21 protein-coding genes are annotated in these 26017 nt (G+C 44.4%); 14 read left to right on the plus strand and 7 right to left on the minus strand.

The window, feature by feature from the left end; translation table 11 throughout:
• Positions 1-94: 94 nt before the first annotated feature.
• The 3 genes from MJ612_RS18155 (at position 95) to carB (ending at position 3702) form a co-directional block, all read left to right on the plus strand.
• Positions 95-568: a hypothetical protein gene (locus tag MJ612_RS18155; protein ID WP_187034081.1), complete on the plus strand. Its 474-nt coding sequence runs from the start codon at positions 95-97 to the stop codon at positions 566-568.
• Entirely contained in the window at positions 558-758 is a 201-nt protein-coding gene (locus tag MJ612_RS18160) for a helix-turn-helix transcriptional regulator (RefSeq protein WP_187034080.1), read from the plus strand. Before MJ612_RS18155 ends, MJ612_RS18160 begins: the two co-directional genes overlap by 11 nt.
• Positions 759-888: 130 nt before the next feature.
• On the plus strand, positions 889-3702 hold the full coding sequence (carB, locus tag MJ612_RS18165) for a carbamoyl-phosphate synthase large subunit (RefSeq protein ID WP_187034079.1): 2814 nt from the start codon (positions 889-891) through the stop codon (positions 3700-3702).
• A gap of 930 nt (positions 3703-4632) precedes the next feature.
• Here the strand turns inward: carB and MJ612_RS18170 are convergent.
• Positions 4633-6510, minus strand: a complete 1878-nt coding sequence (locus MJ612_RS18170) for an LTA synthase family protein (protein ID WP_222619852.1) — start codon at positions 6508-6510, stop codon at positions 4633-4635.
• A 349-nt stretch (positions 6511-6859) separates the two neighbouring features.
• On the opposite strand from MJ612_RS18170, the gene MJ612_RS18175 reads away from it, so the two are divergent.
• The 5 genes from MJ612_RS18175 (at position 6860) to MJ612_RS18195 (ending at position 12676) form a co-directional block, all read left to right on the plus strand.
• On the plus strand, positions 6860-7132 hold the full coding sequence (locus MJ612_RS18175; protein WP_187034077.1) for a DUF4834 family protein: 273 nt from the start codon (positions 6860-6862) through the stop codon (positions 7130-7132).
• Positions 7133-7227: 95 nt separating this feature from the next.
• Positions 7228-8151 carry a hypothetical protein gene (locus MJ612_RS18180; RefSeq protein WP_187034076.1) on the plus strand — a complete coding sequence of 308 codons (924 nt, stop codon included), beginning with the start codon at positions 7228-7230 and terminating at the stop codon, positions 8149-8151.
• A 172-nt stretch (positions 8152-8323) separates the two neighbouring features.
• Complete coding sequence (locus MJ612_RS18185; protein ID WP_187034075.1) at positions 8324-10774, plus strand: YfhO family protein; 2451 nt, start codon at positions 8324-8326, stop codon at positions 10772-10774.
• Between the two features lie 146 nt (positions 10775-10920).
• Entirely contained in the window at positions 10921-11820 is a 900-nt protein-coding gene (locus MJ612_RS18190; RefSeq protein WP_187034074.1) for a 1-aminocyclopropane-1-carboxylate deaminase/D-cysteine desulfhydrase, read from the plus strand.
• Between the two features lie 229 nt (positions 11821-12049).
• Entirely contained in the window at positions 12050-12676 is a 627-nt protein-coding gene (locus MJ612_RS18195) for a DUF4230 domain-containing protein (protein WP_187034073.1), read from the plus strand.
• Positions 12677-12748: 72 nt separating this feature from the next.
• Here MJ612_RS18195 and MJ612_RS18200 read toward each other — a convergent pair whose 3' ends face one another.
• The 4 genes from MJ612_RS18200 to MJ612_RS18215 all read right to left on the minus strand — a co-directional run bounded on the left by MJ612_RS18200 (position 12749) and on the right by MJ612_RS18215 (position 14989).
• Positions 12749-13432, minus strand: a complete 684-nt coding sequence (locus tag MJ612_RS18200; protein ID WP_187034072.1) for an energy transducer TonB — start codon at positions 13430-13432, stop codon at positions 12749-12751.
• Positions 13429-13674 (minus strand): PLD nuclease N-terminal domain-containing protein, encoded by a 246-nt coding sequence (locus MJ612_RS18205; RefSeq protein ID WP_187034071.1) that lies wholly within the window; start codon positions 13672-13674, stop codon positions 13429-13431. The genes MJ612_RS18200 and MJ612_RS18205 overlap by 4 nt, the downstream gene beginning before the upstream one ends.
• A 19-nt stretch (positions 13675-13693) precedes the next feature.
• Complete coding sequence (locus tag MJ612_RS18210; RefSeq protein ID WP_187034070.1) at positions 13694-14206, minus strand: energy transducer TonB; 513 nt, start codon at positions 14204-14206, stop codon at positions 13694-13696.
• Between the two features lie 300 nt (positions 14207-14506).
• Entirely contained in the window at positions 14507-14989 is a 483-nt protein-coding gene (locus tag MJ612_RS18215) for a regulatory protein RecX (RefSeq protein WP_187034069.1), read from the minus strand.
• Between the two features lie 214 nt (positions 14990-15203).
• Between MJ612_RS18215 and MJ612_RS18220 the strand changes: the two genes are divergently transcribed.
• The 3 genes from MJ612_RS18220 (at position 15204) to MJ612_RS18230 (ending at position 19159) form a co-directional block, all read left to right on the plus strand.
• Positions 15204-16067 (plus strand): DMT family transporter, encoded by an 864-nt coding sequence (locus tag MJ612_RS18220; RefSeq protein ID WP_187034068.1) that lies wholly within the window; start codon positions 15204-15206, stop codon positions 16065-16067.
• Between the two features lie 104 nt (positions 16068-16171).
• The gene (locus tag MJ612_RS18225) at positions 16172-18766 is read left to right on the plus strand and encodes a DUF5686 and carboxypeptidase regulatory-like domain-containing protein (protein ID WP_187034067.1); all 2595 of its coding nucleotides are present in this window, start codon (positions 16172-16174) and stop codon (positions 18764-18766) included.
• 75 nt (positions 18767-18841) lie between these two features.
• Positions 18842-19159 carry a hypothetical protein gene (locus MJ612_RS18230; RefSeq protein ID WP_187034066.1) on the plus strand — a complete coding sequence of 106 codons (318 nt, stop codon included), beginning with the start codon at positions 18842-18844 and terminating at the stop codon, positions 19157-19159.
• A gap of 51 nt (positions 19160-19210) precedes the next feature.
• On the opposite strand, the gene MJ612_RS18235 is transcribed toward MJ612_RS18230, so the two are convergent.
• Complete coding sequence (locus MJ612_RS18235; protein ID WP_187034065.1) at positions 19211-20161, minus strand: EamA family transporter; 951 nt, start codon at positions 20159-20161, stop codon at positions 19211-19213.
• A gap of 188 nt (positions 20162-20349) precedes the next feature.
• Here MJ612_RS18235 and MJ612_RS18240 point away from each other — a divergent pair, with 188 nt between their 5' ends.
• Positions 20350-22818: a bifunctional UDP-N-acetylmuramoyl-tripeptide:D-alanyl-D-alanine ligase/alanine racemase gene (locus MJ612_RS18240; RefSeq protein WP_187034064.1), complete on the plus strand. Its 2469-nt coding sequence runs from the start codon at positions 20350-20352 to the stop codon at positions 22816-22818.
• Positions 22819-22821: 3 nt separating this feature from the next.
• Here MJ612_RS18240 and MJ612_RS18430 read toward each other — a convergent pair whose 3' ends face one another.
• Complete coding sequence (locus MJ612_RS18430; protein WP_187034063.1) at positions 22822-23223, minus strand: energy transducer TonB; 402 nt, start codon at positions 23221-23223, stop codon at positions 22822-22824.
• A 182-nt stretch (positions 23224-23405) separates the two neighbouring features.
• Between MJ612_RS18430 and MJ612_RS18250 the strand changes: the two genes are divergently transcribed.
• Positions 23406-23654: a FeoA family protein gene (locus MJ612_RS18250; RefSeq protein ID WP_187034062.1), complete on the plus strand. Its 249-nt coding sequence runs from the start codon at positions 23406-23408 to the stop codon at positions 23652-23654.
• A gap of 11 nt (positions 23655-23665) precedes the next feature.
• A complete protein-coding gene (feoB, locus tag MJ612_RS18255) occupies positions 23666-25819 on the plus strand; it encodes a ferrous iron transport protein B (RefSeq protein ID WP_187034061.1) in 2154 nt (717 codons plus the stop codon).
• Positions 25820-26017 lie beyond the last annotated feature (198 nt).

The following is a 26017-nucleotide window of genomic DNA, read 5'->3' on the forward strand; positions in this document are numbered from 1 at the left end:
CATTAAAAATTTCAAGATAAGTAAATATTTGTTTACTATATGTATAATATTTTTTACTTTTAGTAAATTTAAACGTACAGCTAAAGAAAAGACCATGAAAGATAATATACTTCAGATCAGGTTGCTGCCTAATAAGTATAAAAAGGCAGGTATATGGGTACTAATTGCAGGGCTCCCGGTAGCAGCTGCCATTGTCTTCGTACTTATTTCAACAGGTATCATACCTGATTCCAAGGCTTTCTTCAGTGAATGGAATTATCCTATTGTATACTATCCGATTATCATCGGGCTGGTATTGCTTAACTTTTCTGAGGAGAAGCAGGAAGACGAAATGGTGCAGAACCTGCGATACAAGTCGTTTATGAGTGGGGTATATTTTCTGGCAATAGGTCTCCTGTTTCTGCCGTTTTATAGCAACATCTATACTTTGCTGATGAGCAAAAGTATAAAAATGCCTGATGTTGGTGGTATGCTTGGTGCACTTACGTTACTCCTGGTGTATACCTACGCCTCTTTTAAGTATAACCTGCACATAACACGAAAGGCTCTGGAAACAGATGAAGAATAACATAAAAGTGGAGCGGGCAAAAAAGAATATTACACAGGAGCAGTTGGCTGAGTCACTTGGTGTTAGCCGCCAGACCATTAACGCTATAGAAAAAAACAAGTACCTGCCATCCACATTGCTGTCACTTAAGATGTCTGCTTTATTCGGGGTTACCGTAAACGAGCTTTTTATACTTGAAGATGAAGATTAAGTGCTTGTTTGAATCAGAACAGCGAGGTAAAGGCTGCAGTATTCTTTAAATTAAAATTCACGTTTACGGGGTTTCCTTTGCCAGCCCCAACAATTTGCCTTAACTTTGGGCAATTTATACCTACCACACTATGCCAAAAGACACGAGTATTAAATCAGTTCTTATCATTGGCTCCGGTCCTATAGTTATTGGCCAGGCCTGTGAATTCGATTATTCCGGCTCCCAAGCTGCTCGTTCGCTCCGCGAAGAGGGAATAGAAGTTACACTGATCAACTCTAACCCGGCCACCATTATGACGGACCCGGTTACAGCAGATAACGTGTATCTAAGGCCACTGGAGAAGAAATACATTGTTGAGATACTGAAGAACCATAAGATTGATGCAGTACTGCCAACCATGGGCGGCCAGACTGCTTTAAACTTAGCTATTGAATGTGAGAAAGCCGGTATCTGGCAGAAGTATGGCGTACGCATTATAGGCGTAGATATTAAAGCCATCGAAACTACTGAAGACCGCGAGCAGTTCCGCCTGAAAATGCTGGAGCTTGGGGTTAATGTTTGTAAAGGCGAAACAGCAACTTCGTTCCTGGAAGGCAAGGAGATTGCACAGGAAATTGGTTTCCCGCTGGTTATTCGTCCGTCGTTTACGCTGGGCGGTACAGGAGGCGGCTTTGTAAACACCCCTGAAGAATTTGATGCTGCTCTTACCCGTGGCCTGCACGCTTCGCCAACCCACGAGGTACTGGTAGAGCAAAGTATACTTGGCTGGAAAGAGTACGAGCTGGAATTGCTTCGCGATAACCTGGGCAACATCATCATCATCTGCTCTATCGAGAACTTCGACCCGATGGGTATCCATACCGGCGACTCGATAACTGTAGCTCCAGCCATGACCTTGCCAGACACCGTGTATCAGCGTATGCGCGACCTGGCTATTAAAATGATGAATGGTATCGGGCAGTTTGCCGGTGGCTGTAACGTACAGTTCTCTGTTAACCCTGATGACGATACGATCATTGCCATCGAGATCAACCCGCGTGTTTCCCGTTCGTCAGCGCTGGCATCAAAAGCAACCGGTTACCCTATCGCTAAAATTGCTGCTAAGCTGGCCATTGGCTATAACCTGGATGAGCTGAAAAATGCTATCACTAAAACTACATCGGCTTACTTCGAGCCAGCCCTGGACTACGTTATAGTTAAAATACCACGTTGGAATTTCGATAAGTTCCCGGGTGCTGACCGTAAGCTTGGCTTGCAGATGAAATCGGTAGGTGAGGTAATGGGTATCGGCCGCACATTCCAGGAAGCCTTGCAGAAGGCTTGCCAGAGCTTGGAGATTAAGCGTAACGGGCTGGGTGCTGATGGTAAAGAAAAGACCGACTATAATTACCTGATCGACAGCCTGAAGAACCCAAGCTGGAACCGCCTGTTCAGTGTAAAAGATGCTATGCGCATCGGTATACCTACCAACACAATCCAGAAACTGACTAAAATTGACCCATGGTTCCTGGCACAGATAGAGGAGCTGGATGTACTGGAGAAAGAAATCGAAAAGTATACACTTGCCACTATTCCGGTTGAGCTGCTGCGCGAAGCAAAAGTTAAAGGCTATGCTGACCGCCAACTGGCGCACCTGCTGCGTTGCAAAGAGAGCGAAGTATTTAATGTGCGCAACGAACTCGGAATTAAGCGTGTGTACAAAATGGTAGATACCTGTGCGGCTGAGTTCGAAGCAAAAACACCATACTTCTACAGCACTTTTGAAGGTGAGAACGAAAGTATAGTTACAGAAAAGAAAAAAGTAGTTGTGCTAGGCTCAGGACCGAACCGTATCGGGCAGGGCATTGAGTTCGACTATAGTTGCGTGCATGGTGTGCTGGCTGCCAAAGAGTGCGGCTACGAAACTATCATGATCAACTGCAACCCTGAAACAGTAAGTACTGACTTCGATATTTCAGATAAGTTATATTTTGAACCCGTTTTCTGGGAGCATATTTACGACATTATCCTGCACGAGAAACCAGAAGGTGTTATAGTTCAGTTGGGCGGACAAACTGCTTTAAAGCTTGCTGAGAAATTAGACCGCTATGGTATAAAAGTGTTGGGCACGAGCTACAAAGCCCTTGACCTTGCTGAAGACCGTGGTTCGTTCTCTTCACTGCTGCGCGACCTGAACATACCATATCCTCCTTTCGCGGTTATTGAGACTGCCGAAGAAGCATTGGAGCTATGTCGTGAGCTGAAATTCCCGCTATTGGTGCGCCCAAGCTACGTGCTAGGTGGTCAGAACATGAAGATCGTGATCAACGAGAAAGAACTGGAAGCTCATGTTATCGACCTGCTGAAAGACCACCCGGGTAACAAAGTATTGTTAGACCACTTCCTGGATAATGCCATTGAAGCGGAAGCCGATGCCATCTGTGATGGCGAGGACGTGCATATCTGTGGGGTGATGGAGCACATCGAGCCTGCTGGTATCCACTCCGGTGACTCTTATGCTGTGTTGCCTCCGTTTGACCTGAGCGAAAACGTAATGCGCCAGATCGAAGAGCATACTAAGAAGATTGCGGTTGCTTTGAATACAGTTGGTGTGATTAACATCCAGTTCGCGATCAAAAATGAAACGGTATACATTATTGAGGCTAACCCACGTGCATCGCGTACGTTCCCGTTCATTGCCAAAGCATACCGTGAGCCGTACATTAACTATGCAACCAAAATCATGCTGGGTCATGCTAAAGTAAAAGACTTTACATTTAACCCACATAAAGAAGGATATGCAATTAAAGTACCGGTGTTCTCGTACAGCAAGTTCCCGGAAGTAAACAAGGAACTAGGTCCTGAAATGAAATCTACCGGCGAGGCCATTTACTTTATTGAAGACCTGCAGGATGACTACTTCACGAAAGTATATTCGGAGAGGAATCTATACTTAAGTAAGTAAGCTGGAAGTACAGTAAGTATAAAAGGCCTTTGCTATTGCAGCAAAGGCCTTTTTCGTTTGTATTCCTTTCTGTCATTTCGAGCGTAGTCGAGAAATCTAGTTCTTTTTTGTCATGTCGAGCGCAGCCGAGACATCTTATATGTTCTATAGATGCAGTTTATACTTACGTGAACCAAGCTATACTTTCATAGCCACTAGAAATCCTGGGAGCTCTAAAAACCTATAGTTTCATATCCAACTGTGGTGCGCTCACGGCCGCGGGGCCCCGTCTTCGGGCATCGCGCTGCTGATTTGAAGCTCCCCTCGCTGTGCTCGTGTTGGCTGCGCCACCGCAACAAATCAAAGGCGCTCAACCCAAAGACTGAAATTAGTTCGATAGTTTATTTATAGCTAGAGGAGGAGTATAGGTTCTTAGCTTTTCTCAACACATTATTTACATAGGGACAGGTCAAGACCTGTCCTTTTCTGTAGAGTGTAACTATAACACTGTAATCTAATTCTAGCAAAAAAGAAAGAGTCCCCTTGAGGACAAGTGAGAACGGAGTTCGAAACTTGCGAGCGGAGCTCACAGGGGTGTTAAGACAATAACTATAAAACTACAACTTTAAGTATAGTAGTACAAAACTACCCACCTTAGATAAGGAGGGGTTAGGGGTGGTTGGATAAACGGTGACTATAGAATTATACTTGTAAATATAAACAGATACAGAAAGTCCCCTCTCGGGAGGGGCAAGGGGTGGGTTAAAACAGTTAAAGAACCTATAGCCGCTTCTCAAAAGACCTCCGAGCGTGCTTGTCACCTCGGAGCGTCTATGGTTTAGCAGTCGCTTCGTAGCAAGACGCTCGTAGGAGCTGCGCACGCTATGAGGTCAAAAATTCTGAAAATCCTGAATCAGATTAATAACCCTGAAACCTCAACAAACCTCAAACCTAATTCCGCTCCACCTGCAGCTTATTCTCGATCATACGGTTGTTGTACTGCTGGATGAAAGCTTTTACCCGGGTTTCCAGTTGCTGGCGCTTCTGAGGGAGTTTATCTTTCAGATCCTGTTTCAGCATTTGGTCCTGCTGGTAATTGTAGAGCGCTATGGTTTTGTTGCCATCAAACTGCAGTAACAGGTTACCTTCAATCCATTGGTACACGCCGGCATTGTAGCTTACAGCAAAATCCTGTGCTGTGGTATCCAGCATACTTTTACCGAAAGAGAAAAATGGCTTGTTGTAATTCAGGTAACTAAGTATAGTCGGCATAATGTCTAGTTGCTGCACTACGCGTTGTTCCCTGCCTTTAAAAGCAGTATCTCCGGGAGCGTAAAACAGGATAGGAGCAGCAAAGGCACCCCAATCGGTATTATATTCCGGGTAATGGCGCGGGCTGCCGGCATGGTCGGCGGTTATTACGAACAGCGTGTTGTTATACCATGGCATTTTGCTGGCCTTCTCAAAGAATTTCTGCAATGCCATATCCGTATAGTTAATGCCCTGGAATAATGGCAGCGGACCTATCGCGAGTTTTCCTTTATAGCGTTCAGGTACTTTATAAGGGTGATGTGATGATAGCGTAAAAACAGTGCCCATGAACGGTTCCGGAAACTTGTTCAGCTTTTCGGCTGTGAACTGCAGAAACTCTTCATCCCAGATGCCCCACATGCCATCAAAATCAGCATCGTTGTTATACTCATCTTTGCCGTAGTATTCCTTCACGCCTATCAGGTTCATAAATGCTTTAAAACCCATCGAGCCGTTTGGGGCACCATGGAAAAAAGCTGTATGATATCCCTCAGCATGTAAGGTGCGAGGCAAGCTTGGTAAATTATTGCTGGCGTAGGGCGTAAGCACAAAAGGCTCCTGGATACTCGGGATACTGGTAAGTATAGATGGCAGCGCATCAATAGATTTTTTGCCATTCGCAAAGGAGTGCCAGTATACTTTGCTATCCTGCATTAACTTATCCAGAAACGGAGTGAACGTTTGATAGCCGTTTTTGCCCAGCCTGCCTGGGTTGTAGCTGCCCATTGCTTCCTTGCCAAAGCTCTCCAGCACTATAATTACTACGTTCTTCTTTTGAAAGGTAGTTGTTGTAGCCGGTATATGAATTGGTGAATAAATAGCATCCAGTTGCTGCTCAGTAAAATAATTTACTTTGCTATAGTTGTTTTTGCCTATAGTTCGGAGCATGGAGAAAGGCGTATTGAGCACCAGGTACATCTCGTTAGGCCGTTTCACGTATTCGCCGGCATTGCTTAATGTAATGGGGCGTGTACTGTGGGCAAACCCGCCTCGCATACCTGCAATAGCCAGAAAAACAGTTAAACCCATCAGGGCCATATGTCCCGGGTAATACAACCACGACGAAACGCGCGGAGGAGACTGCACCTTTACCTTGTTATAGAGCCAGACCATAAAACCCAGCAACAGGAACCATAGCAACGGAATGTACCAGAAATCAACTATAAAACTGGAAGCCAGCACACTGCCATTCTCGTTGGCAAACTCCTGTAATACGCTCCAGGTGGTGCGGCGCAGCGTAAAACGGTAATAAACAATATCAATTAAGTTAGCAGCCAGGGCAATGCTGTTGGTAACTATAAAAATATACTTCAGCAGTTTTTGGTAACCAGTGTTATACCTGAACCGGAACGGCAGCAGCATAAGCGCCATGAACAGCATGTTTGTGTACAGCACAGCTGACAGGTCGAAGCGCAGGCTGGCCAGCAACAAGTAAGTAAAGTCAGCTATACTTGTGGCTTCAAACAATGCCCTGTTAAAAACAAAGAACAAAATTCTGGCTATCGTATAAAGCAGCATCGATAAACCGAGGTATATCGCAAGTGCTATATGCACATTCCGCCAGCTCTTTTTTATACTTGTTAACATTTAAATAGCAGATAGTGGGGTAGCGGCCTTTGTAAGACTATACACTACCGGAATAACTTGCAAAATTAGCCTATTTACACGAATAATGTGGAAGGTAAAAAGATAAAGTGCAGCCAGCAGGCTTAAGTCGTGGACCTTATGAAACAAATGTTTTACCTTTGCTGAAAATCGCTGGCAAACTGTCAGGTGCTAAACTTTTGGTAAGGTAGTTGTGTAGTATAAATGCACAGTTGCTATACTTTACAGCCTTACGTTAGCCAGGCTAATAACTTAGAAATAAATGATCAAGTTCATAATTATCACCATTCTCGTTATCCTGTTTATCAGATTGGTAGCGCCGGTACTGTTCCGTATTCTGTTAGGGATGTTCATTAAAAAGAGCATGCGTAACGGTACGTTTTTTACCAACATGCACCAGCAGCAGCGCCCGCAGCCAAACAGTAACAGCAATGGCAGAGCAAAAGGGGATATCAAAATAGACTATATACCGAATCAGCCGGATCGTAGAGATTTTAACGGTGGTGAGTATGTAGATTATGAAGAAGTAAAATAAGCCTTAAGTTATACTTGTAATTGTTTTCGCAGGCACGATACTTGTGAGCTGCTTTTTCTCTGAAATAATAGTTTATACTTAATTAAAAGCAGTTTATGCGGAAACATCTCTACCTCTATTTCTTTGCTGTTTTAATGGCAGGAGCTGTAGCAAGTTGTACAGCGCCACGTTCTGTTATCCATTCGGGTAAGGTTACGCCAAAAGGCCAGTTTAAAGCCGGATTTAACATAGGCGGTAACATTGCCAGCGAACCAATTGCTCAACTCGACGACATTACCGAAGCCGCTGTAGATGCTATTGCCAACGACGAAGAAGTAGAATACAGCGAACAAATTGATGTAGCCTCTAAAGCGCTGGTGGCTTATTCCCTGGACCCCGTAGGTACTACGTTCGATTTTTACCTGCGCTATGGCTTGGCCGAGCGTGTAGATGTTGGGTATAAATATGCCACTGGTGTGCACGTCTTCGATGCCATGTACCAGTTTATGGGCCCAACCGGCACCCCCGAGAACCCTGGCGTAGGCGATTGGTATGGCAGTGTAGGCTTACAGTACTCAGGGCAAAGCTCAGATATTTTCGATAAACTATACATAAACAAGCTGATTCCGATTTTCGAATTTTCAGCCACGCGCCGCGACATAGTTATTCCGTTGGTGTTCAGTAAATCGTTTGGCCCGGAAGAAGAGATCGGTAACATTTCGTTTGGCCCGGTTTATAACCACACATTTATAAAGTATGGCTTTGAGCCAAGCCGCATTGTAAAAGATGTTGGTGGCGAAAAGGTACCCGTAGAAGGTGTGTATGCGAAGAAGAATTTCCCATCGTTTGGCTTTTTCGTGAATGGTAAGATAGGCTTTAAATATGTGTATGTGCTGCCATCGCTAACCATGTATTACCAGAACTATGGTACTTACGATTTCCTGGAAGGTAAGCAATTTGAGTTCTCAGGTATAACTGTTATTCCATCTATTGGCTTGCAGGCAAACTTTGGCAGCGGCCGTGGTGGCAGATCGAGGTAAACTATAAACTACCAACTATAAAAAGCGGCAGAAGCAGGTATAAATGCTTCTGCCGCTTTTGTTTTTATACTTCAGTTAGATGTTTTAAAGGCTGCATCTGCACAACTTCATAATGCAGAAATAAAATAAATGTCATATCTTTCAAGCTCTATATTGACGCATCTAAACAGATATGACAGCTTCTATTAACTTTAAGCGCGATGTATTACCTCACCTGATCGCGGTTCTTGTTTTCTTATTACTTACAGTAGTGTATTTTGCCCCGGTCGTGTTCGAAGACAAAGGCATGGCACAGCACGATATCCTGCAGTTCAGGGGCGGTGCCCAGGAAATAATGCAGCACCGCGAAAAGACCGGCGAGGAAGCCCTCTGGACAAACTCGATGTTCGGTGGAATGCCTTCTTACCTGATCAATACCCGTTATCCCGGCGATCTTTCAGGCGTGATTCATACAGTGCTTTCGCTTAACCTGCCGGCTATGGCGGGTAACATATTTGTAACGCTGCTTTGCGGATACATACTTTTAGTTGTGCTGGGCATGAACTCGTGGCTGGCTATAGTTGGTGCCATTGCGTTTGGCTTCACGTCTTATAATATCATCATCCTGGAGGCAGGCCATAATACCAAATCCCTGACTATAGCTTACATACCAATGGTTTTGGCCGGATTATTCTATGCCTTGCGTAAGAATCTGTGGTTGGGAGCCGCGCTGTTTGCATTGGGCCTAACACTGAACCTGCACTTCAACCATCTGCAGATGACCTATTATATGTTGTTACTGGTGATTGTTTTTGCAGTAGTAGAGATCATTTATGCAGTTAAGAACGGAACTATAGTTGAGTTGCTGAAGCGTGGTTCGGTGCTGTTGCTGGCCGCTGTACTGGCTGTAGGCGTAAACTTTGGCCGACTAGCTACCACAGCCGAATACAGCAAGTATAGCATCCGGGGTAAATCAGAATTAACTGTACCAAACAGCGGCGACAAAACCAGCAGCGGCCTTGACAGAGAATATGCCTTTAACTGGAGCTATGGTGTTTCTGAAACTATGACACTGCTTATACCTGATTTTTACGGTGGCAGCAGCTCTAATAAAAGTTTAGATAAAGATTCCGAGACATTCAAAGCCTTTTTGGGTATGGGTGCGCAGCCGGTGCAGGCCGAGCAGATTATGGGCCAGGGTATACCAACTTACTGGGGCGATCAGCCACTTGTTAGCGGGCCTGTTTATGTAGGTGCAATTATCTGCTTCCTATTTGTGCTGGGCCTGTTTATAGTTGACCGCCGCTGGACAAGCTGGCTTGTTGCTGGAACTATACTTTCGCTGATGCTGGCCTGGGGACATAACTTCTCTGCGTTCAACTATTTTATGTTCGATTACTTTCCGGCTTACAATAAGTTCAGGGCGGTTTCGTCGGCGTTGGTGATTGCGCAGATAACCATCCCGTTGCTGGCGATGCTGGCCCTTTGGAGACTTTTCCGCGACCGCGATACCATTAAAGAACTGGATAGAAAACTACTGATGGCTGGCGGCATTACCGGCGGTATCTGTTTACTGGTTTGGTTGCTGGGCGGTATGGCCAGTTTCTCATCGCCGGTTGATGCACAACTGCTGCAGGCACAGTTTCCGGTTGATGCTATTCGTGCTGACAGAGAAAGTATGATGAAGTCTGACGCGTTCCGCTCGCTTGTATTTATACTTCTGGCGCTGGCAATTTTATACTTCTATGTTAAAAACAAATTGTCTGCAACTATAGCCATTGCGGGTGTAGGTGTGTTAGTGCTGGTCGACCTTTGGACAGTTGATAAGCGTTACCTCGAAAGCGATGATTTTAAGCCACAGGTAATTACAAACTATTTTAAACCAACACCGGCCGATAAACTGATTCTGGAAGATAAGAATCCGGAGAGAGGTTTAAGTTATCGTGTGATCGATATGACCAATCCGTTTAACAGCGCACGAGCATCATACTTCCATAAAAATGTAGGTGGTTACCACGGAGCAAAGCTGCGCCGTTACCAGGATGTAATTGACCGTCATATTTCACAAAATAACCTGGAAGTGCTGCGTATGCTGAACACCCGCTATGCTATTACCGGTGACGAAAGACAGCCTGTGCAGCGTGTGCCGGGAGCTCTTGGCAATGCCTGGTTTATTCAGGAAATTCAGAAAGTAAGCACACCGGATGCCGAACTGGAAGCTTTAACAGGTTTTGATGCCGGAACAACTGCTGTAGTGGATGTAACTAAGTTCCCAGTACAGGAGCAGAAGTATACTGCAGCCAATGCAACTATAAAGCTTACCACTTACGAGCCTGATTATCTGAAATATGAATACCAGACAGCGAATGCAGGTTTTGTGGTATTCTCTGAAATATATTATGAAGCAGGCTGGCAGGCTTATTTAGATGGCAAACCGGTAGACCACTTACGTGCAAACTATATTCTGCGTGCCATGCAGGTTCCGGCAGGTAAACATACCATCGAGTTCCGCTTCGAGCCAAAGACTTATACTATTGGTAACACTGTTTCGCTAGTTTCTTCTATTATCCTGTTACTGGTAATTGCAGGTGCCATTGCCTATGGTTTCAAGAAGAAGGAAAGAGAGGAAGCAATAGCAGTTTAATTCAGACGCTGTCATCTCAAACAGAGTGAGAGATCTGTCTTAAATTCTGAATAGGTTTCTCCTTGTGTCGAAATGACATTTGAGAATATTAAAACTATAAAAGCCCCGACTATAAAAAAGCCGGGGCTTTTGCGTACTTATACTTTATGCAGGCACCCTTACAGCAGCTACAACATCCGCTTTTGCAGGAGCACGAACTTACACTTTGGGTGAAGCGCGAAGACCTGCTGCATCCGCATATTTCGGGTAATAAGTGGCGAAAGCTGAAGTATAACCTGCAGGAAGCAAAGGCACAGGTCAAAGAAACTATACTTACGTTCGGGGGAGCTTACTCTAACCACATTGCAGCCACAGCCGCCGCAGGTGCAGAGTTTGGTTTTAAAACCATAGGCATTATTCGGGGCGAAGAGCATTTGCCCCTGAACCCTACGTTGCAATTTGCCACACAACAAGGAATGGAGCTGCAGTACATTTCCCGCGAAGCTTACCGCCAAAAGAACGAACCTGCATTTTTAACTGAACTGGCCACCAAGTATAACCAGCCTTACATTGTTCCGGAAGGTGGTACCAACCAACTGGCCGTAAAAGGCTGCACCGAAATTATAGAGGATATACCTATAGATTTTGATGTGATCTGCTGCGCAAGCGGTACGGGCGGAACTATAGCCGGCATTATTGCAGGCTTGGCAGGAGAGAGGCAGGTGTTGGGCTTTCCGGCCCTAAAAGGTGGCGCATTTCTGAAAGAAGAGATTGAGCAACTGGTTTATACTTATAGCGGGCAGCATTATCAAAACTGGCAACTCATTACCGATTATCATTTTGGTGGTTATGCTAAAATTAAGCCGGAATTGTTAGAGTTTATCCGGGAGTTTCAGGAGCAGCACCAGATTCCGCTGGAGCCGGTGTATACCGGTAAAATGTTTTATGGTATATTCGATCTGATCTCAAAAGGTTACTTCCCGAAAGGCACACGCATTGTAGCCGTGCATACAGGTGGTTTGCAGGGCAACGCCGGTTTCGCGGAGCGGTTAGGAATTAAAGTATAGCCATTACCAGAAACAGTTTTTGTAACTATAAGTATACTTGCAGAGTTTTTATCCTGAAAGATAATCTTCTCAAAAGTGAATCATCCCCCTGCCCCCTTCAAAGGGGGACACTCACAGTGCGTAATTCTAAAACTATAGTTTTACGTTATCTGAAAAAGTCCCCCTTTGAAGGGGGCAGGGGGATGACAACATCAGGAGACTTTTGTAACAAAACTTAACCTAAGCACCAATGCCCTTACTCCGACTTCTGATTCGACTGCTCCCCTGGGTACTTGTGATCGTGGCTAGTGTGTTTATCTGGCGCAGCTTTAAAGATCTTTTTAAAGACGAAGAAGAGCCTGCTATTTCGGTGACCTATAATACGATACTTACGTCGGTAGAAGAGCTGGGCAAAATGGAGCTGGTGCGCTATAATTTTAAGGATGTGGTGGAGTATGAAAAGGAGGTGTCGCGGTATATACCTAACTCTAAAGTAGTACTGATTGTGGCCGGCGAAGCAGTAGGCTGCGTGGATTTTACCAAACTGGAGCCCGGCGATATTGTATTTGAAGGCGACTCTATCGTTCAGATTGCCTTACCCGAGCCCGAGCTTTGCTACTATAAAGTAGACCATAGTCAATCCAAAGTTTTCAGTAAAGAGAACACGTATTTCCAGGATGCTGAACTGGTGGAAGAAAGCTACAAATATGCTGAGCAAAACGTAAAAAGAGCCGCCCTTAACTCCGGTATACTTCGCCAGACGCAGGTAAACGCCGAAAAAATTCTGAAACCGATGCTGGAAGAAATTACGGGTAAGCGCGTGGTGCTTATACCGCAACGCCGCATCCAGAACCCGGAAATGCCCCGCAAACTATAGCTAAGTTAAAATGCTTAGGGCAGTTGAGTTTGTGTGGGCTTAGTAGATGTAAATTGTAGCCGATAAAAGGGGCTATTTCTTCTTTCTTCTGTCGTCGTAGAACCTGACAGGCAAAGTAAACCGCACAGGTACTTTCTTTCCATCCTGTATGCTAGGATAAAACTCCAGGAGTTTAACTACTCTGAGTGCTTCCTTGTCTGCTTCCTCCGAAAGGCCTTTCACTATATTTGGTTCGGTTACAGTACCGGTTGTATCAATAACAAAAGAAGTGACCACTAGTCCATTTATACTTTCTTCAAAAGGATACTGTAAATTCTTTTGTATGAAGTCAAGCATGCCCTGTTCACCTCCATGTTTGTACACAGGATGAGTTGCCTGTATTATACCAAATAACTGTTCAGACTGGGCTTTATCATGGCTGCGGTTACTATTGGTGTTATCAACCGCTTGAGCCTGCAAATCTCTGCTAAAAGCACTAAACCCGAGTGCTAACAGCAAACTGGCAGCAACACGGTTGAAGTTAAAAAACTTTGGGCTTATAGTGTCAGACAGTTGAGACGGAAGAAAACACCCGCATACTTGCCCTTCTTTTTCCAGTGCCTGATGCAGTTCATTCATACCCTTGCTCGTGAAATCAATTACTGTTTTATCACAAGCTGAGCAGTACCTGCCACTAGAGCAAGGTCGCATGGCACCCCAATCTTTATCACATGCAAAAGAAAGGCTGATGTTTTCTATTGGCGTTTTCTTATTCATCGGCAAACAGGTTTAACTTTCTGTCTACGGCCGATGAGCAGGTAAAGTATAGTGCCAAGTATAGGTATAAATGCAACAACTATCAACCAGATCACTTTGGTAACGCTGTCTGCGAAATTGCTTCTGTTAAGGTCAATAATTGCCCAAAGCCATAAACCTACCGGTATCCCTAAAATAAGTAGTATAAGTAACATTTCTATTAGGCCAATACCGCCAATGAAAAGTAAAGTTGTTTCTAGCATGGGGTTGGGTTTAAAGACTTTATTTTAAGCTGAAGCGAAAAGGGAAGCTAAAGTCTGCAGATATGTTTTTCCCTTCATTCATAGCTGGGATCCACTTTTTCTTTGGTAATAACTTGGCGACTCTGATTGCTTCTTCATCTAAGAGTGGATGTGCAGATTTAGATATCCGTACATCTTTAAGATTTCCCTTCTCATCAATAGTGGCCGATACCATAACCAATCCCTGTATATTGTTTTGTTTAGCTTGTTCAGGATAAATAATATTTTTTGTCAAGAACTTAGTAAACTCTGCATCACCACCTGGAAATTCAGGATTTTTATCTATTTCCTTAATGCCGTGTTTTTCAAACTTTTCCTTTTTAGTTAAAGTAGCTAAATATTCACGATGAATAACATGTTGCAGTTGTTTGCCTGTTGTAACATCGTAGTCATAAGTTTCAGCAACTATATTGTTTACCCAAATCATCTTTCGAGTTAGCGCACCGGAATCATTATAATATTTAAACTCTCCATCTCTTATTTCAGGTTTCAATGATGAAAAGTAACCACGCATCTGTACATTTCCTTTAGGGTAATAATCAGTGACTTCATATTTCGCAATCGATGGAGTATTGGGTTTTATTACCCTATAGAAGTGTCTTGATTCTACAATAGTAGTTTCTTACCATTTTTTGTCATACCATAAAGTGTCTGCATCTTGAGCATTTACATTAGCATGAAAACAAGACATTAGGCAAAAGATAAGGGCATATTGTAATAGTGCTTTCATATATAGATAGTAGAGATGAATAAGCTAATGTATAAATTATTATCGAGTAAGTTCATCATTGCATTATTCCTTCTCCAAACTCTTAATAGCATCCTGCACAAGGTCATTTTCATAACCTTTGCTGAGTAAGTAGTAGTTGAGTTTCTGGCGGCGGGTAAAGGGGTTCTTTTCTTTTTCGGTGGAGTTCTTTTTCTCCAATAGGTGCAGCAGGTTCTGTTCATATACTTCCGGGTCAATCTCTTTCATGCCTTGCTTAATGCAGTAATCAGAGATACCTTTTGCTTTCAAGCCCTGCATAATTTTGCGACGGCCCCAGCGTTTCAGGCTATACTTACCGCGCACATATGCCTGGGCATAGCGCTCCTCATCAATCATCTTTTCCTGGCTCAGCCTCACAATCAGTTCTTCCACATCATCATGCTCCAGGCCATAACTATAGAGTTTGTCACGCACCTCCTGTTGGGTGCGGTCCTGGTAGGCACAGTAGGCGGCAGCTTTAATGAGCGCCTCTTTCGGGGTATAGGTTTTCTGTTTTTTCTTCTCCAAACTACAGATGCGTTTTCTTACATATAAACATACTCTAGAGTTAGAAAGTTAAAAAGTTTAGAAGTTAGAAAGTTAACGGAGTTAAAGAGTTTAGGTGTTTGTGAATCCTGTTTATCCTATAATCCTGTAAATCTAGATTCTGACAATTCAACAATCAACAACTTACAATCACCAATCAAAGCGTACCTTTACAGCGGTAAACTATAACGTGCCTATGTTTTCGAAGGGAGTGCAGTACATGTTGCTATCGACGCTGTTTTTTGCGCTGATGAACGTGTGCGTAAAGTTGGTGCCGCATATTCCGGCCGGGGAGATCATCTTCTTCCGGTCTGTTATTTCGATGGTGATGAGCTATGCAGTGCTGAGAAAACAAAAGGTAAGAGTGTGGGGCACGCACAAAGGGCTACTGATAACAAGGGGTATAACGGGTGCTATTGCGCTCATTTTATACTTTACCACCTTACAAAATATACCACTTGCCACTGCCGTAACCATACAGTATCTGGCACCAATCTTTACAACCATACTCGGTGTTTTTATAGTGAAGGAGAAAGTAAAGGCCTGGCAATGGGTGTTCTTCCTGGTTTCGTTTGCTGGTATACTGGTTATTGAAGGCGTGGATGTACGTATTTCGCCGTTTTACTTAACAGTAGGTGTGGCAGGAGCGTTTATATCAGGTATTTCCTACAACATTATTCGCAAACTCAATACCCGCGAGCATCCGTTGGTTATAGTGTTTTACTTCCCGATGGTAGCCCTGCCTATTTCCGGTATTTACTGTTTGCTGGAGTGGGTTCAACCTGTCGGCTGGGACTGGCTTATACTTCTGCTGGTAGGTTTTTTTACGCAGCTCGCACAGTATTACATGACCATGTCGTACCAGTCCGAAGAGCTCTCGAAAGTAGCCAATCTTAATTATATCGGCATTTTTTACGCTTTGCTGTTGGGCTTTTTCATGTTTGGCGAGAGCTTCACATTTGGTTCTTATGCAGGTATGGCGCTGGTATTGGTAGGGGTAATTCTGAACATCAGGTATAAAAATAAGCTGGCTAAAACAGGCACCCAAGAGCAGGTTTAAAAATAAATTGAGTATAAAAACAAGACAAAGTATAAAAGAAGCGTATAATATGTAACGTTAGCTATATTTATTCCATATAAGGCCAAAAGCTAATCTAACCCTACATGCGCTTCACCTGGTTTTTATTTCTGCTTTTGTTTATACCACTCTTCTGCTTTGGAGGTACCTTGCGCGGTCGCCTTACCGACGAGAACGGACAGGGCCTGCCTTTCGCCAGTATTTATATCAAAGAAACGAGCAGCGGTACTGCCACTAACGAGAATGGTTTTTACCAGCTTCAGCTCGACTCCGGCACCTATACTTTAGAATTTAAGTACGTGGGCTACAAGTCTAAAACCGAAGTGGTAAAGATAAATGGCCATCCTGTGGAGCTTAATGTGCAACTGCTGCCCGAAGTACTTAACCTGAAAGAGGTGGTAGTGCATGCTTCCGACGAAGATCCGGCTTATCCTATTATGCGCAATGCTATCCGGCTGCGCAAGTACCACCTGAACGAAGCCCTTGCCTGGAGCGCCCGTGTATACATGAAAAGCGTAGCCCGCATGGATAAAGTACCTAGCAAAGTGCTGGGTGTGCGTGTAGTGGATGTAGATACAGGTATAGTTTACTTATCGGAGTCGGTATCGCAGCTGCACGTAAAAAGGCCAAACAAGGTAAACGAGAAACTGATTTCCTCCAGGGTAAGCGGCCAGAAAAAAGGCTTCAGCTTTAACCAGGCCTCGGAAATGAATGTAAGCTTTTATGAAAACCTGCTGAAGATAGAAGGACTAAGCGAACGTGGTTTTGTGTCGCCGCTGGCCAGTAATGCCATGTTCTTTTACAGATATCAATACCTGGGCGCATTTGAAGAGAATGGTCGCACCATCAATAAAATAAAAGTAATTCCCCGCCGCCGCAACGATCCTGTTTTTGAAGGTACTATATATATCTGCGATGGTGCCTGGCGCCTGCACAGCACCGACCTGAAACTAACTAAGCGGGCAGGTATTGAGTTTGTGGATTTTATCCGTGTGCGGCAGGTGTATGCCCCTGTTCTGGAACATGTCTGGATGCCTGTATCGCAGAAGTTTACTTTTGAAGCAGGTGGTCTTGGCTTTAAAGGCAGAGGCTATGTTACGGGCGTTTATTCTAACTATAAAGTACAGGCAGCTTACAAAAAACCACCTGTAATTGAAGAAATTGAACCTGAACCCCAAGAAGCTATAGTTGCCTCCACGCAAAAAACAAAACCAGCACCTAAACCACGCTTTAAAGTTATTGAACCTGAAAAAGCAGATCCAAAAGAAAAGCCTATTCACCCTGACAAGTTGTTCAGCAAAGAAATATTGGTGGTAGAAAAAGAAGCCAATAAACGCGATTCGCTTTACTGGGACAAGATCAGGCCGACGCCGCTGACCAAAGAAGAATCCAAGGATTATGTGAAGAAGGACAAGCTGGAGGCCATTAAAGAATCTAAAACTTACCAGGACTCGCTGGACCGCATCCGTAACAAGCCAACGATTGGCAACCTGTTTTTAAGTGGCTATACTTATAACAACAGCTTCGAAGATAATTACCTGCGCTTCGACCCGATCATCAGCCCGACAGATGCCAGTATTCTGCAATATAACACGGTAGAGGGTGTAGTAGCCGATGTAAAGGTAACCTATGGCCGCCGCTTCGACGACCGCCGCCGCTACATAATTGAGCCTACTGTGCGCTATGGTTTCTCAAACGAGAAGTTTAATGCGAAGCTTCGCACAGCTTATGTTTACAACACCACTACCAACAGCATTGTGCAGTTGGAGGGTGGCCGCTACGTAGAGCAGATCAACATCAACAGTCCTATTCCTCCTTTTGTAAACTCGCTCTACACGTTGGTGGCCGAAAAAAACTACATGAAACTATACCAGCGCGACTTTATACGCCTGGCGCACCGCGGGGAATTGACTAACGGGCTGCAGTTAACGGCTAACCTGGAGTACGCACACCGCATGCCGATGCAGAATACAACCTTCTTCAGTTTTAAAGACAGCGATCCGGAAGGCGGGACCAGCTTTACATCTAACGTGCCGGTTAACGCAGAGCTAGCCGATGCATCTTTCGAGCCGCATGAAGTATTGATGGCCTCTTTTAGCGTAAGTATAAAACCGGGGCAGGAGTACATTACCCGACCTGACCGTAAGATAAATCTTGGCTCCAATTACCCTACCTTTAGCCTGGCTTACCGCACAGGTATAAAAGCCTTTGGCGGCGATATAAAGTATAGCACCGCAGCCATAGGTATAAATGATGAAATCAGTTTCGGGTTGTTTGGTAGCAGTACCTACAGCGCAGCGGCTGGTGTTTTCTGGAACAAGGAAAATATGACCCTGATGGATTACCGTCACTTTAAGGGCAACCGCACCATTTTTGCAGGCGCCTACGATGGTTTCCAGCTACTGGATTACTACAGGTATAGCACCAACAACAATTACCTGGAAGCCCACTACGAACATCACTTCAACGGATTCCTGTTCAATAAAATACCGCTGTTCCGTAAGTTGAAAATGCAGGAAGTAATCAGCCTGAATTACCTGAACACGCAGCAATCAAGAAATTACCTGGAGCTGGGAATAGGTGTAGAGCATATCTTAAAAGTATTCAGGGTCGATTTTGTAACATCGTTCCAGGAAGGAGAGAAGGCCCGTGCCGGAGTGCTGATAGGCTTCGGTTTCTGATGCAGCGCAACTATACCCGGATAACTTATTGATAGCATAGCCGTTAAAAAAGTCAGGATTTTAAAGGAAATGACAATGAAAACGAAGCTATCTATATTTAAAACAGGTGTGGCTGTAGCTTTTGCAGCTATAGTTGGGTTTGGTTGCGGCAACAACCAGGAAACTACAACAGAAGCCGAAAGCGATACCGGAACTGCCGATGCCATTGTAGCCGGTGACTCATCTGCCGCAAACCTGAACGAACCGCGTCCGGCCCCAATCGGCGATACATCAGTAAATGCTAACCAGGCCGATCAATTTGGCGACATGAATCCGAACCAGGATTCTGCAGCCCGCGCACTGGAACAACTGGACAGACAGAAGGAACAGCAGCAGCAGAAACCAAGACCATAATTAAGATATAAATAAAATAGAAAAGGCCCTGCTATACTTGCAGGGCCTTTTCTATTTTATGACAGTAGCTGCTGTAGTTGGTGGTACAGGCATACCACTGGCAGTTTTGCGCCGCTTCTTCAGGTTTATGTTGTAGATGATCACAGAAATAAAGATGAGCACATAAGCCAGCACTTTTACAAGTGTTGTTTCTTCGTTAAAGTATACAAAGGCTATCACAAAGTTCATAATGGGGTTGATGTACATCAGGATACCGATAGTGCCGGAAGTAAGCTCTTTTAATGCATACAGGTTCAGGAACAGCGGCAACACCGTAAATAAAGCACTGAGTATACTTATGTTCAAAAAGAAATTTCCATCCAACGCTACAGTAGAGTCTCCTTTAAAGTAAGTATAGAACGGCCCGATAAGTATAAAAGCCAGCAGCAACTGCAGCGTGAGCAGCACGATCTTATCATACGCCCGCAAAATGCGCTGTGTGATCAGGTAAAATGCATAGCTCAATGCAATCATCAAACTGAATAATAAACTGGTTAATTCGCCGGTTCCTATCAGCACACAGCTTATTATACTTAGCCCGATTGCCAGCCACTGGTTAGGTCGCAGTTCTTCCTTTAAAAGTAAAAAGCCCAGCATCGCTGTAAGTATAGGACAGAGCAAATATGAGAAAGAGCCTGTCTGTATATCAATATGGTTGATGACGTAGATAAAAGTGAGCCAGTTTATAGTTAGCAGCATGCCGCCCAGCAAAGTATAAACTATAAACTGCCGCTTTTCTTTAACAGCCGATTTTTTTAGCACCCTGAATGTTTGCTGTATGTTGCCTCTTCTGAAGAAAAGCGAGATGAACAGCAGTAGGCTCACTGAAAAGCCTACCCGGAAGTATAAGATCAGGCCACTTGGATAATCAGCAAGCGCTTTTAACGGAAAAGGTATAAATCCCCAGATAACGAAAGCCGCAATACCTGCAGCGTAATAAGGATTTGCTTTAAGTGTTTTCATGTAAAGTATAAAAAGTGTGCAAAGGTACATAAATGTTTGTTGGCTAAACATTATATAGTAGTGTTATGCGTTCATCAAGGTAAACTCTCTGCTTTAAGAGCAACTCGCTAACTTTTTAACCTTCTAACTTCTTAACTTTTTAACTCTCCCACTCTTTCTCCTATCTTTGGATCGAATACATTTTTGTTATGCTCACTTTTCAGCAACTAGCTTCTGTAACTCACGGTAAGGTTCTGCAGTTTGTGCAGGCTCTTCCTATTATACACCTGCTCACCGATAGCCGCAAGCTGTCGCAGCCGGCAGGTACAGTATTTTTTGCGATCAGGGGCAAGTATAACGACGGGCATAAGTATATAGCAGCGTTGTATGGGCAGGGCGTGCGGCAGTTTATAGTTGAGAAAGAGCAGGATGAAACCGGCCGTACCTATAGCGAGTGCTACCCTGATGCAAACCTGTTACTGGTTACTGATTGCTTAGGCGCATTGCAGCAACTGGCTGCCTGGCACAGAGCACAGTTTAGCATACCAGTTATTGGTATTACCGGCAGTAACGGCAAAACTATAGTTAAAGAGTGGCTGGCCCAGTTGCTGAGTCCTGACGAGTTGGTAGTTAAAAGCCCGCGCAGCTATAATTCACAGTTGGGTGTTCCATTGTCGGTGTGGCAGCTTAATAGTAACCATACACTGGCAATTTTTGAAGCAGGCATTTCGCTGCCGGGCGAGATGGAAAAATTGCAGCCCATCATCCAGCCAACTATAGGTATTTTTACCAACATTGGCACAGCCCACGACGAAGGCTTTACCTCACGCCAGCAGAAAGTGCAGGAAAAACTGAAGCTGTTTACTAAGGTTGATGTACTTATTTACTGCACCGACCACGAACTGTTGCACCACGAAGTACAGGCACAACCTATAAAGACCTTTACCTGGAGCCGGCAGCATAAAGCTGATGTAACTGTAACTGCTACCACCACAGCCGGACATAAAACCATAGTTGTTTATACTTACAAAGGCGAGAAACAACGCCTTGCTATACCTTTTACCGACGAAGCATCTGTAGAAAACGCCCTGCACTGCCTGGCTGCGCTGCTTTACCGTAATGTGCCTTTCGCTGAAATACAGGACCGCCTGGACCGGCTGCACCCTGTAGCCATGCGCCTCGAAATGAAAGAAGCCATTAACGGTTGTTACCTGATCGACGATACGTATAATAATGACCTGGCAGGTCTGGCTATCGCATTGGATTTGTTGGCCAACCAGCCGCAACGTGTAAGGCACACCATTATACTTTCTGATCTGTTGGAGTCTGGCTTGCCGGAAGAAGCCTTATATGGTCAGGTGGCTGCACTTATTAAAAACCATGGGGTAGAGAAAGTTATTGGTATCGGCCCAACTATAAGTCATCATAAAACCAAGTTTTCTGATGCAGCAGTGTTCTATAGCAGCACCGCAGATTTTCTGGCACAGTTTAAAACTGATGATTTCAGGAATGAACTTATACTTGTGAAAGGTGCACGTGTATTTGAGTTTGAGCGGATTGTACACGCGTTCCAGCAGAAAGTACACGGAACGGTGCTGGAAGTAAACCTGGATGCGCTGGTGCATAATTTAAACTATTATCGCTCTAAACTTGCCCCGGATACCAAACTGATGGTGATGGTAAAAGCCTTTGCTTATGGTAGCGGCAGTTTCGAGGTAGCCAATTTACTGCAGTTCCATAGGGTAGATTACCTGGCCGTAGCCTATGCCGACGAAGGCGTAATGCTGCGCGAAAACGGGATCACGTTGCCGGTTATGGTCATGAATCCGTCTCCGGACAGCTTTGCCAAACTGCGCCAGCATAACCTGGAGCCTGAGATTTATTCGCTTGAGCTACTGGAGCAATACCTGAAAGATTTGCCATCTGACACATTACGTCACCGCATCCACCTGAAACTGGATACAGGCATGCACCGCTTAGGATTTACTTCTGAAGATTTCGATGCGCTTTTCCCGCTGTTGCAGCAACATCCGCAGATTCAGGTAATAAGTACCTTTACGCATCTGGCCGGTGCCGATGAAGCGTTGCATAACGATTTTTCGCTTATGCAGATACAGAACTTCAAAAGTATGGCTGCAGAAGTAGAGGTAAGGCTGGGTTATAAAGTGATAAAGCATGCGCTTAATTCGGCTGGCATCGTTCGTTTCCCGGAGCACCAACTGGATATGGTTCGTTTAGGCATTGGCTTGTACGGCGTAGAAGCAACTGGCTCAGAGCAGGAAGCCCTGAAGCCGGTAAGTACATTAAAAACCACTGTCTCTCAGGTAAAATCTATAGTTAAAGGAGAAACCGTAGGCTATAGTCGCAAAGGCATTGCTGATTCTGATAAAATAATTGCAACTATAGCCATCGGTTATGCCGACGGTTACGACCGCCGCTTCAGTAACGGAGCCGGTATGGTCATCATCAACGGCAAGCGCTGTCCGATCATCGGAAATGTATGCATGGATATGTGCATGGTAGATGTAACTGGCCTGGATGTAAAAGCCGGCGACGAAGCCATTGTTTTCGGATCAAAACTTACACTAACCGAAATGGCCAGTCGTATCGGTACTATTCCATATGAACTGCTCACAAACGTAAGCTCCCGTGTAAAACGCATTTTCTTTTCGGAGTAGAAACTAATTGCTTTTGAGTGAAGGCATTTTTAGAGAATCTCCTTCAACTATAAATCTGATAGGGAGAGTATACAGAACTTTAACAGGCTGCCCATTTTGTATTCCTGGTTGCCAGTCTGGCGATTCTTTAAGCGCTTTAATTACAGCTTCTGACAATTCAGCTTTTACTTTCTTGCTACAGAAATCACATTCTACTTTTTTGATATTAATTGAACCAACTTTGCCTATTTCATTGACAACAAAAGTAGCTATAACCAAAGGCCCTTTTTTAATAACTGTATCAGCTGCAAATGGCTCCTTTTCTTGACGGCTATAATTCTTTGAATTTATACCTCCTGTAGCGAGAGTAATAGATAGGATTACGCCAGTAATAGTAAGAGCAATAATAGAATAAGTTATTTTCACTTTGTAAAGTTAGTTCTCAACTTCAAAGTTAATGGTTTACTGTAGTTGTAACATATCGAACCATCTCCAAATTTTCAAATCTCCAAATCTTCTCATCTTGAATTGCTAAAACTTTTGCTTTAAAGTTGAACACCTTGTAACTTGCGGTTGTTTATAAACAGTCTAAATAAAAACAGCTTACGGTGCAGAAAAGGGTAGAAGAGCATAAAGACAGAAAAAGTGTACGCGACCTTAAGATAGGAGAGTATGGCGTTATTTGCTGCCTCAAAGATCCGGAAATGGGTCTTAAGCTCCTGGAAATGGGTTGTATTCCCGGCACGCAGGTAAAACTGAACAGCCGTGCCCCTCTCGGAGATCCGATCACAATTATCGTGAATGACTATACTCTGTCGCTGCGCCTGGACGAAGCTGAAACTATAATGCTGAAGTAGCAACCTTTTACATGACTGTAGTAGCCCAGCCTGAGATAATTGAAACACCACCAGTTGCAGCCAAGCCTGCTGTTGCTAAGGTAGCGTTGGTTGGTAATCCTAACTCAGGCAAAACATCTCTATTTAATCAGCTTACAGGCCTTAACCAAAAGGTAGGTAATTTTCCGGGAGTTACAGTTGATAAAAAAACCGGTACCTGCCAGATCAGTGCGCACCAGAAAGTACAGATCATCGACCTGCCGGGTACTTATAGTCTATACCCTAAGTCACTGGATGAGCGCGTTATCATCGATCTGCTTTACGATCCGGCTTCGCAACATTACCCAGACCTTGTTATAGTTACCGCGGATGCTTCTAACCTGAAGCGTAACCTGCTGTTGTTTACCCAACTCGCCGACCTGAAAATACCAGCTATACTTGCCCTTAACATGGTAGATGTAGCAGAGAAGGAAGGTGTAAAGATTGACATACCAGCGCTGCATAAAGGTTTAGGCGTGCCGGTTATACCTATGAATGCCCGCAAAGGGATAGGTGTAGCTGCACTTAAAATACTGATGTCGCAGCAACTGGAAGCTACGCCGGTGCAGTTTTATTCTATACCGCAGGAGGTTAAGCCGGTAACAGAAAGTATAAAAGCCCGCTTTGGTCTTGCGAATGATTACCTGGCGCTGCATTACGCACATCAGTATAAAAGCCTTAAATTCCTAACCGCCGAAGAAGCAGGCTGGATAGAGGCCCTGGTGCAGACACATGAGTTTAAGTCTAATGCTGCACAAGCCGATGAAACTATAGCCCGCTATACTTATATAAATGAGTTGCTGCTGGATGTGGTTCGGGTAGAGCGTGTAGAGAAGGATGAAAAGTTCAGTAACCGTCTGGATCAGGTACTTACTCATAAAGTATTTGGCTACCTGATCTTCCTGGCTATACTTTTCCTGGTGTTCCAGGCCATCTTTACTTGGGCCAGCTACCCCATGGATCTGATAGATCAGGGTTTTGCCAGCCTGAATGGTGTGATACAGGACAACTTTAGTGGCCCGCTGGTAAACCTGATAACAGAAGGAATAATTGCCGGATTGGGTGGTGTGCTGGTGTTTGTGCCACAGATTGCTATACTCTTTGCCTTTATTGCTATACTGGAAGAAACTGGCTACATGGCGCGGGTTACGTTTATGATGGATAAGATCATGCGTAAGTTTGGCCTGAATGGTAAAAGCGTTGTGCCTTTGATATCTGGTGTAGCCTGTGCGGTTCCTGCTGTTATGTCGGCCCGTACTATAGAGAACTGGAAAGACAGGATGATTACCATCTTTGTAACACCGCTTATGAGCTGCTCGGCCCGTATTCCGGTTTACACCGTACTGATCGCGCTGGTAGTTCCTGAAAAATATTACTTCGGTTTCCTGAACCTGCAGGGCCTGGTACTGATGGCTTTATACCTGATCGGTTTTCTGGCTGCCATTTTCTCAGCTCTATTATTAAAGACCATACTGAAAGCCCGCGAACGCAGCTATTTCATTATGGAGTTCCCGGTGTATAAAATGCCCCGCTGGAAAAACGTAGGTATAACTATAGTTGAGAAATCGAAAGCCTTTGTGTTTGAAGCAGGTAAAGTGATTGTTGCCATCTCGGTTATACTTTGGGTGCTGGCATCGTACGGGCCTGGCAACAGTTTTGAAGTAGCTGAGCAAAAAGCTATAGTTGAAGCCAAGCAACAAAGTTTGTCACAGGTAGAGCTACAAAACCTGATCAACTCTCACCAGTTAGAAGCTTCTTATGCAGGTGTGATAGGCCGAACAATAGAGCCTGCCATTGCGCCTCTTGGCTACAACTGGAAAATAGGTATAGCATTGCTTACATCTTTTGCCGCCCGCGAAGTATTTGTTGGCACCATGTCTACTATTTATAGTATAGGCGAAGAAGAAAATGTAAGCACAATTAAAAGTAAACTAATGATGGAGAAGGACAAAGATGGTAATCCATACTTCACACCAGCCCGTTCCTTCTCGCTTATGATCTTCTACTTGTTTGCAATGCAGTGTATAAGTACACTGGCTATAGTTCGCCGCGAGACCAAAAGCTGGATGTGGCCATTGGCACAGCTACTATATATGAGCGGGCTGGCTTATATAATGGCATTCATAACTTTCCAGATACTTAGTTAACTAAAGGAATTGGTAAAAACATTAAACGCCTTCAGCTCAATAGTTGAGGGCGTTTAATGTTTATAAAGAAACACACCAAAAAAACCTTTCACATGCGGGAACTTCCGGGCCCAGGCTGGCTGTTACCACTCTGCGTCCGGCCGGGACAGCAGGCAAAGCTTGGTAAAGGCTAAAGATCAAAAGCATGATTGGAGCAAG

It is taken from the genome of Pontibacter deserti, assembly GCF_023630255.1.
In the GTDB taxonomy this organism is placed as follows: Bacteria; Bacteroidota; Bacteroidia; order Cytophagales; family Hymenobacteraceae; genus Pontibacter; species Pontibacter deserti.

Coding starts and splice junctions, on each gene's coding strand:
- MJ612_RS18180 (WP_187034076.1), top strand. CDS start 7,228: ATGCGGAAACATCTCTACCTCTATTTCTTTGCTGTTTTAATGGCAGGA.
- MJ612_RS18155 (WP_187034081.1), top strand. CDS start 95: ATGAAAGATAATATACTTCAGATCAGGTTGCTGCCTAATAAGTATAAA.
- MJ612_RS18195 (WP_187034073.1), top strand. CDS start 12,050: ATGCCCTTACTCCGACTTCTGATTCGACTGCTCCCCTGGGTACTTGTG.
- MJ612_RS18240 (WP_187034064.1), top strand. CDS start 20,350: ATGCTCACTTTTCAGCAACTAGCTTCTGTAACTCACGGTAAGGTTCTG.
- MJ612_RS18220 (WP_187034068.1), top strand. CDS start 15,204: ATGTTTTCGAAGGGAGTGCAGTACATGTTGCTATCGACGCTGTTTTTT.
- MJ612_RS18235 (WP_187034065.1), bottom strand. CDS start 20,161: ATGAAAACACTTAAAGCAAATCCTTATTACGCTGCAGGTATTGCGGCT.
- MJ612_RS18230 (WP_187034066.1), top strand. CDS start 18,842: ATGAAAACGAAGCTATCTATATTTAAAACAGGTGTGGCTGTAGCTTTT.
- MJ612_RS18205 (WP_187034071.1), bottom strand. CDS start 13,674: ATGCTAGAAACAACTTTACTTTTCATTGGCGGTATTGGCCTAATAGAA.
- MJ612_RS18190 (WP_187034074.1), top strand. CDS start 10,921: ATGCAGGCACCCTTACAGCAGCTACAACATCCGCTTTTGCAGGAGCAC.
- MJ612_RS18225 (WP_187034067.1), top strand. CDS start 16,172: ATGCGCTTCACCTGGTTTTTATTTCTGCTTTTGTTTATACCACTCTTC.
- MJ612_RS18175 (WP_187034077.1), top strand. CDS start 6,860: ATGATCAAGTTCATAATTATCACCATTCTCGTTATCCTGTTTATCAGA.
- MJ612_RS18200 (WP_187034072.1), bottom strand. CDS start 13,432: ATGAATAAGAAAACGCCAATAGAAAACATCAGCCTTTCTTTTGCATGT.
- MJ612_RS18160 (WP_187034080.1), top strand. CDS start 558: ATGAAGAATAACATAAAAGTGGAGCGGGCAAAAAAGAATATTACACAG.
- feoB (WP_187034061.1), top strand. CDS start 23,666: ATGACTGTAGTAGCCCAGCCTGAGATAATTGAAACACCACCAGTTGCA.
- MJ612_RS18185 (WP_187034075.1), top strand. CDS start 8,324: ATGACAGCTTCTATTAACTTTAAGCGCGATGTATTACCTCACCTGATC.
- MJ612_RS18170 (WP_222619852.1), bottom strand. CDS start 6,510: ATGCTGCTTTATACGATAGCCAGAATTTTGTTCTTTGTTTTTAACAGG.
- carB (WP_187034079.1), top strand. CDS start 889: ATGCCAAAAGACACGAGTATTAAATCAGTTCTTATCATTGGCTCCGGT.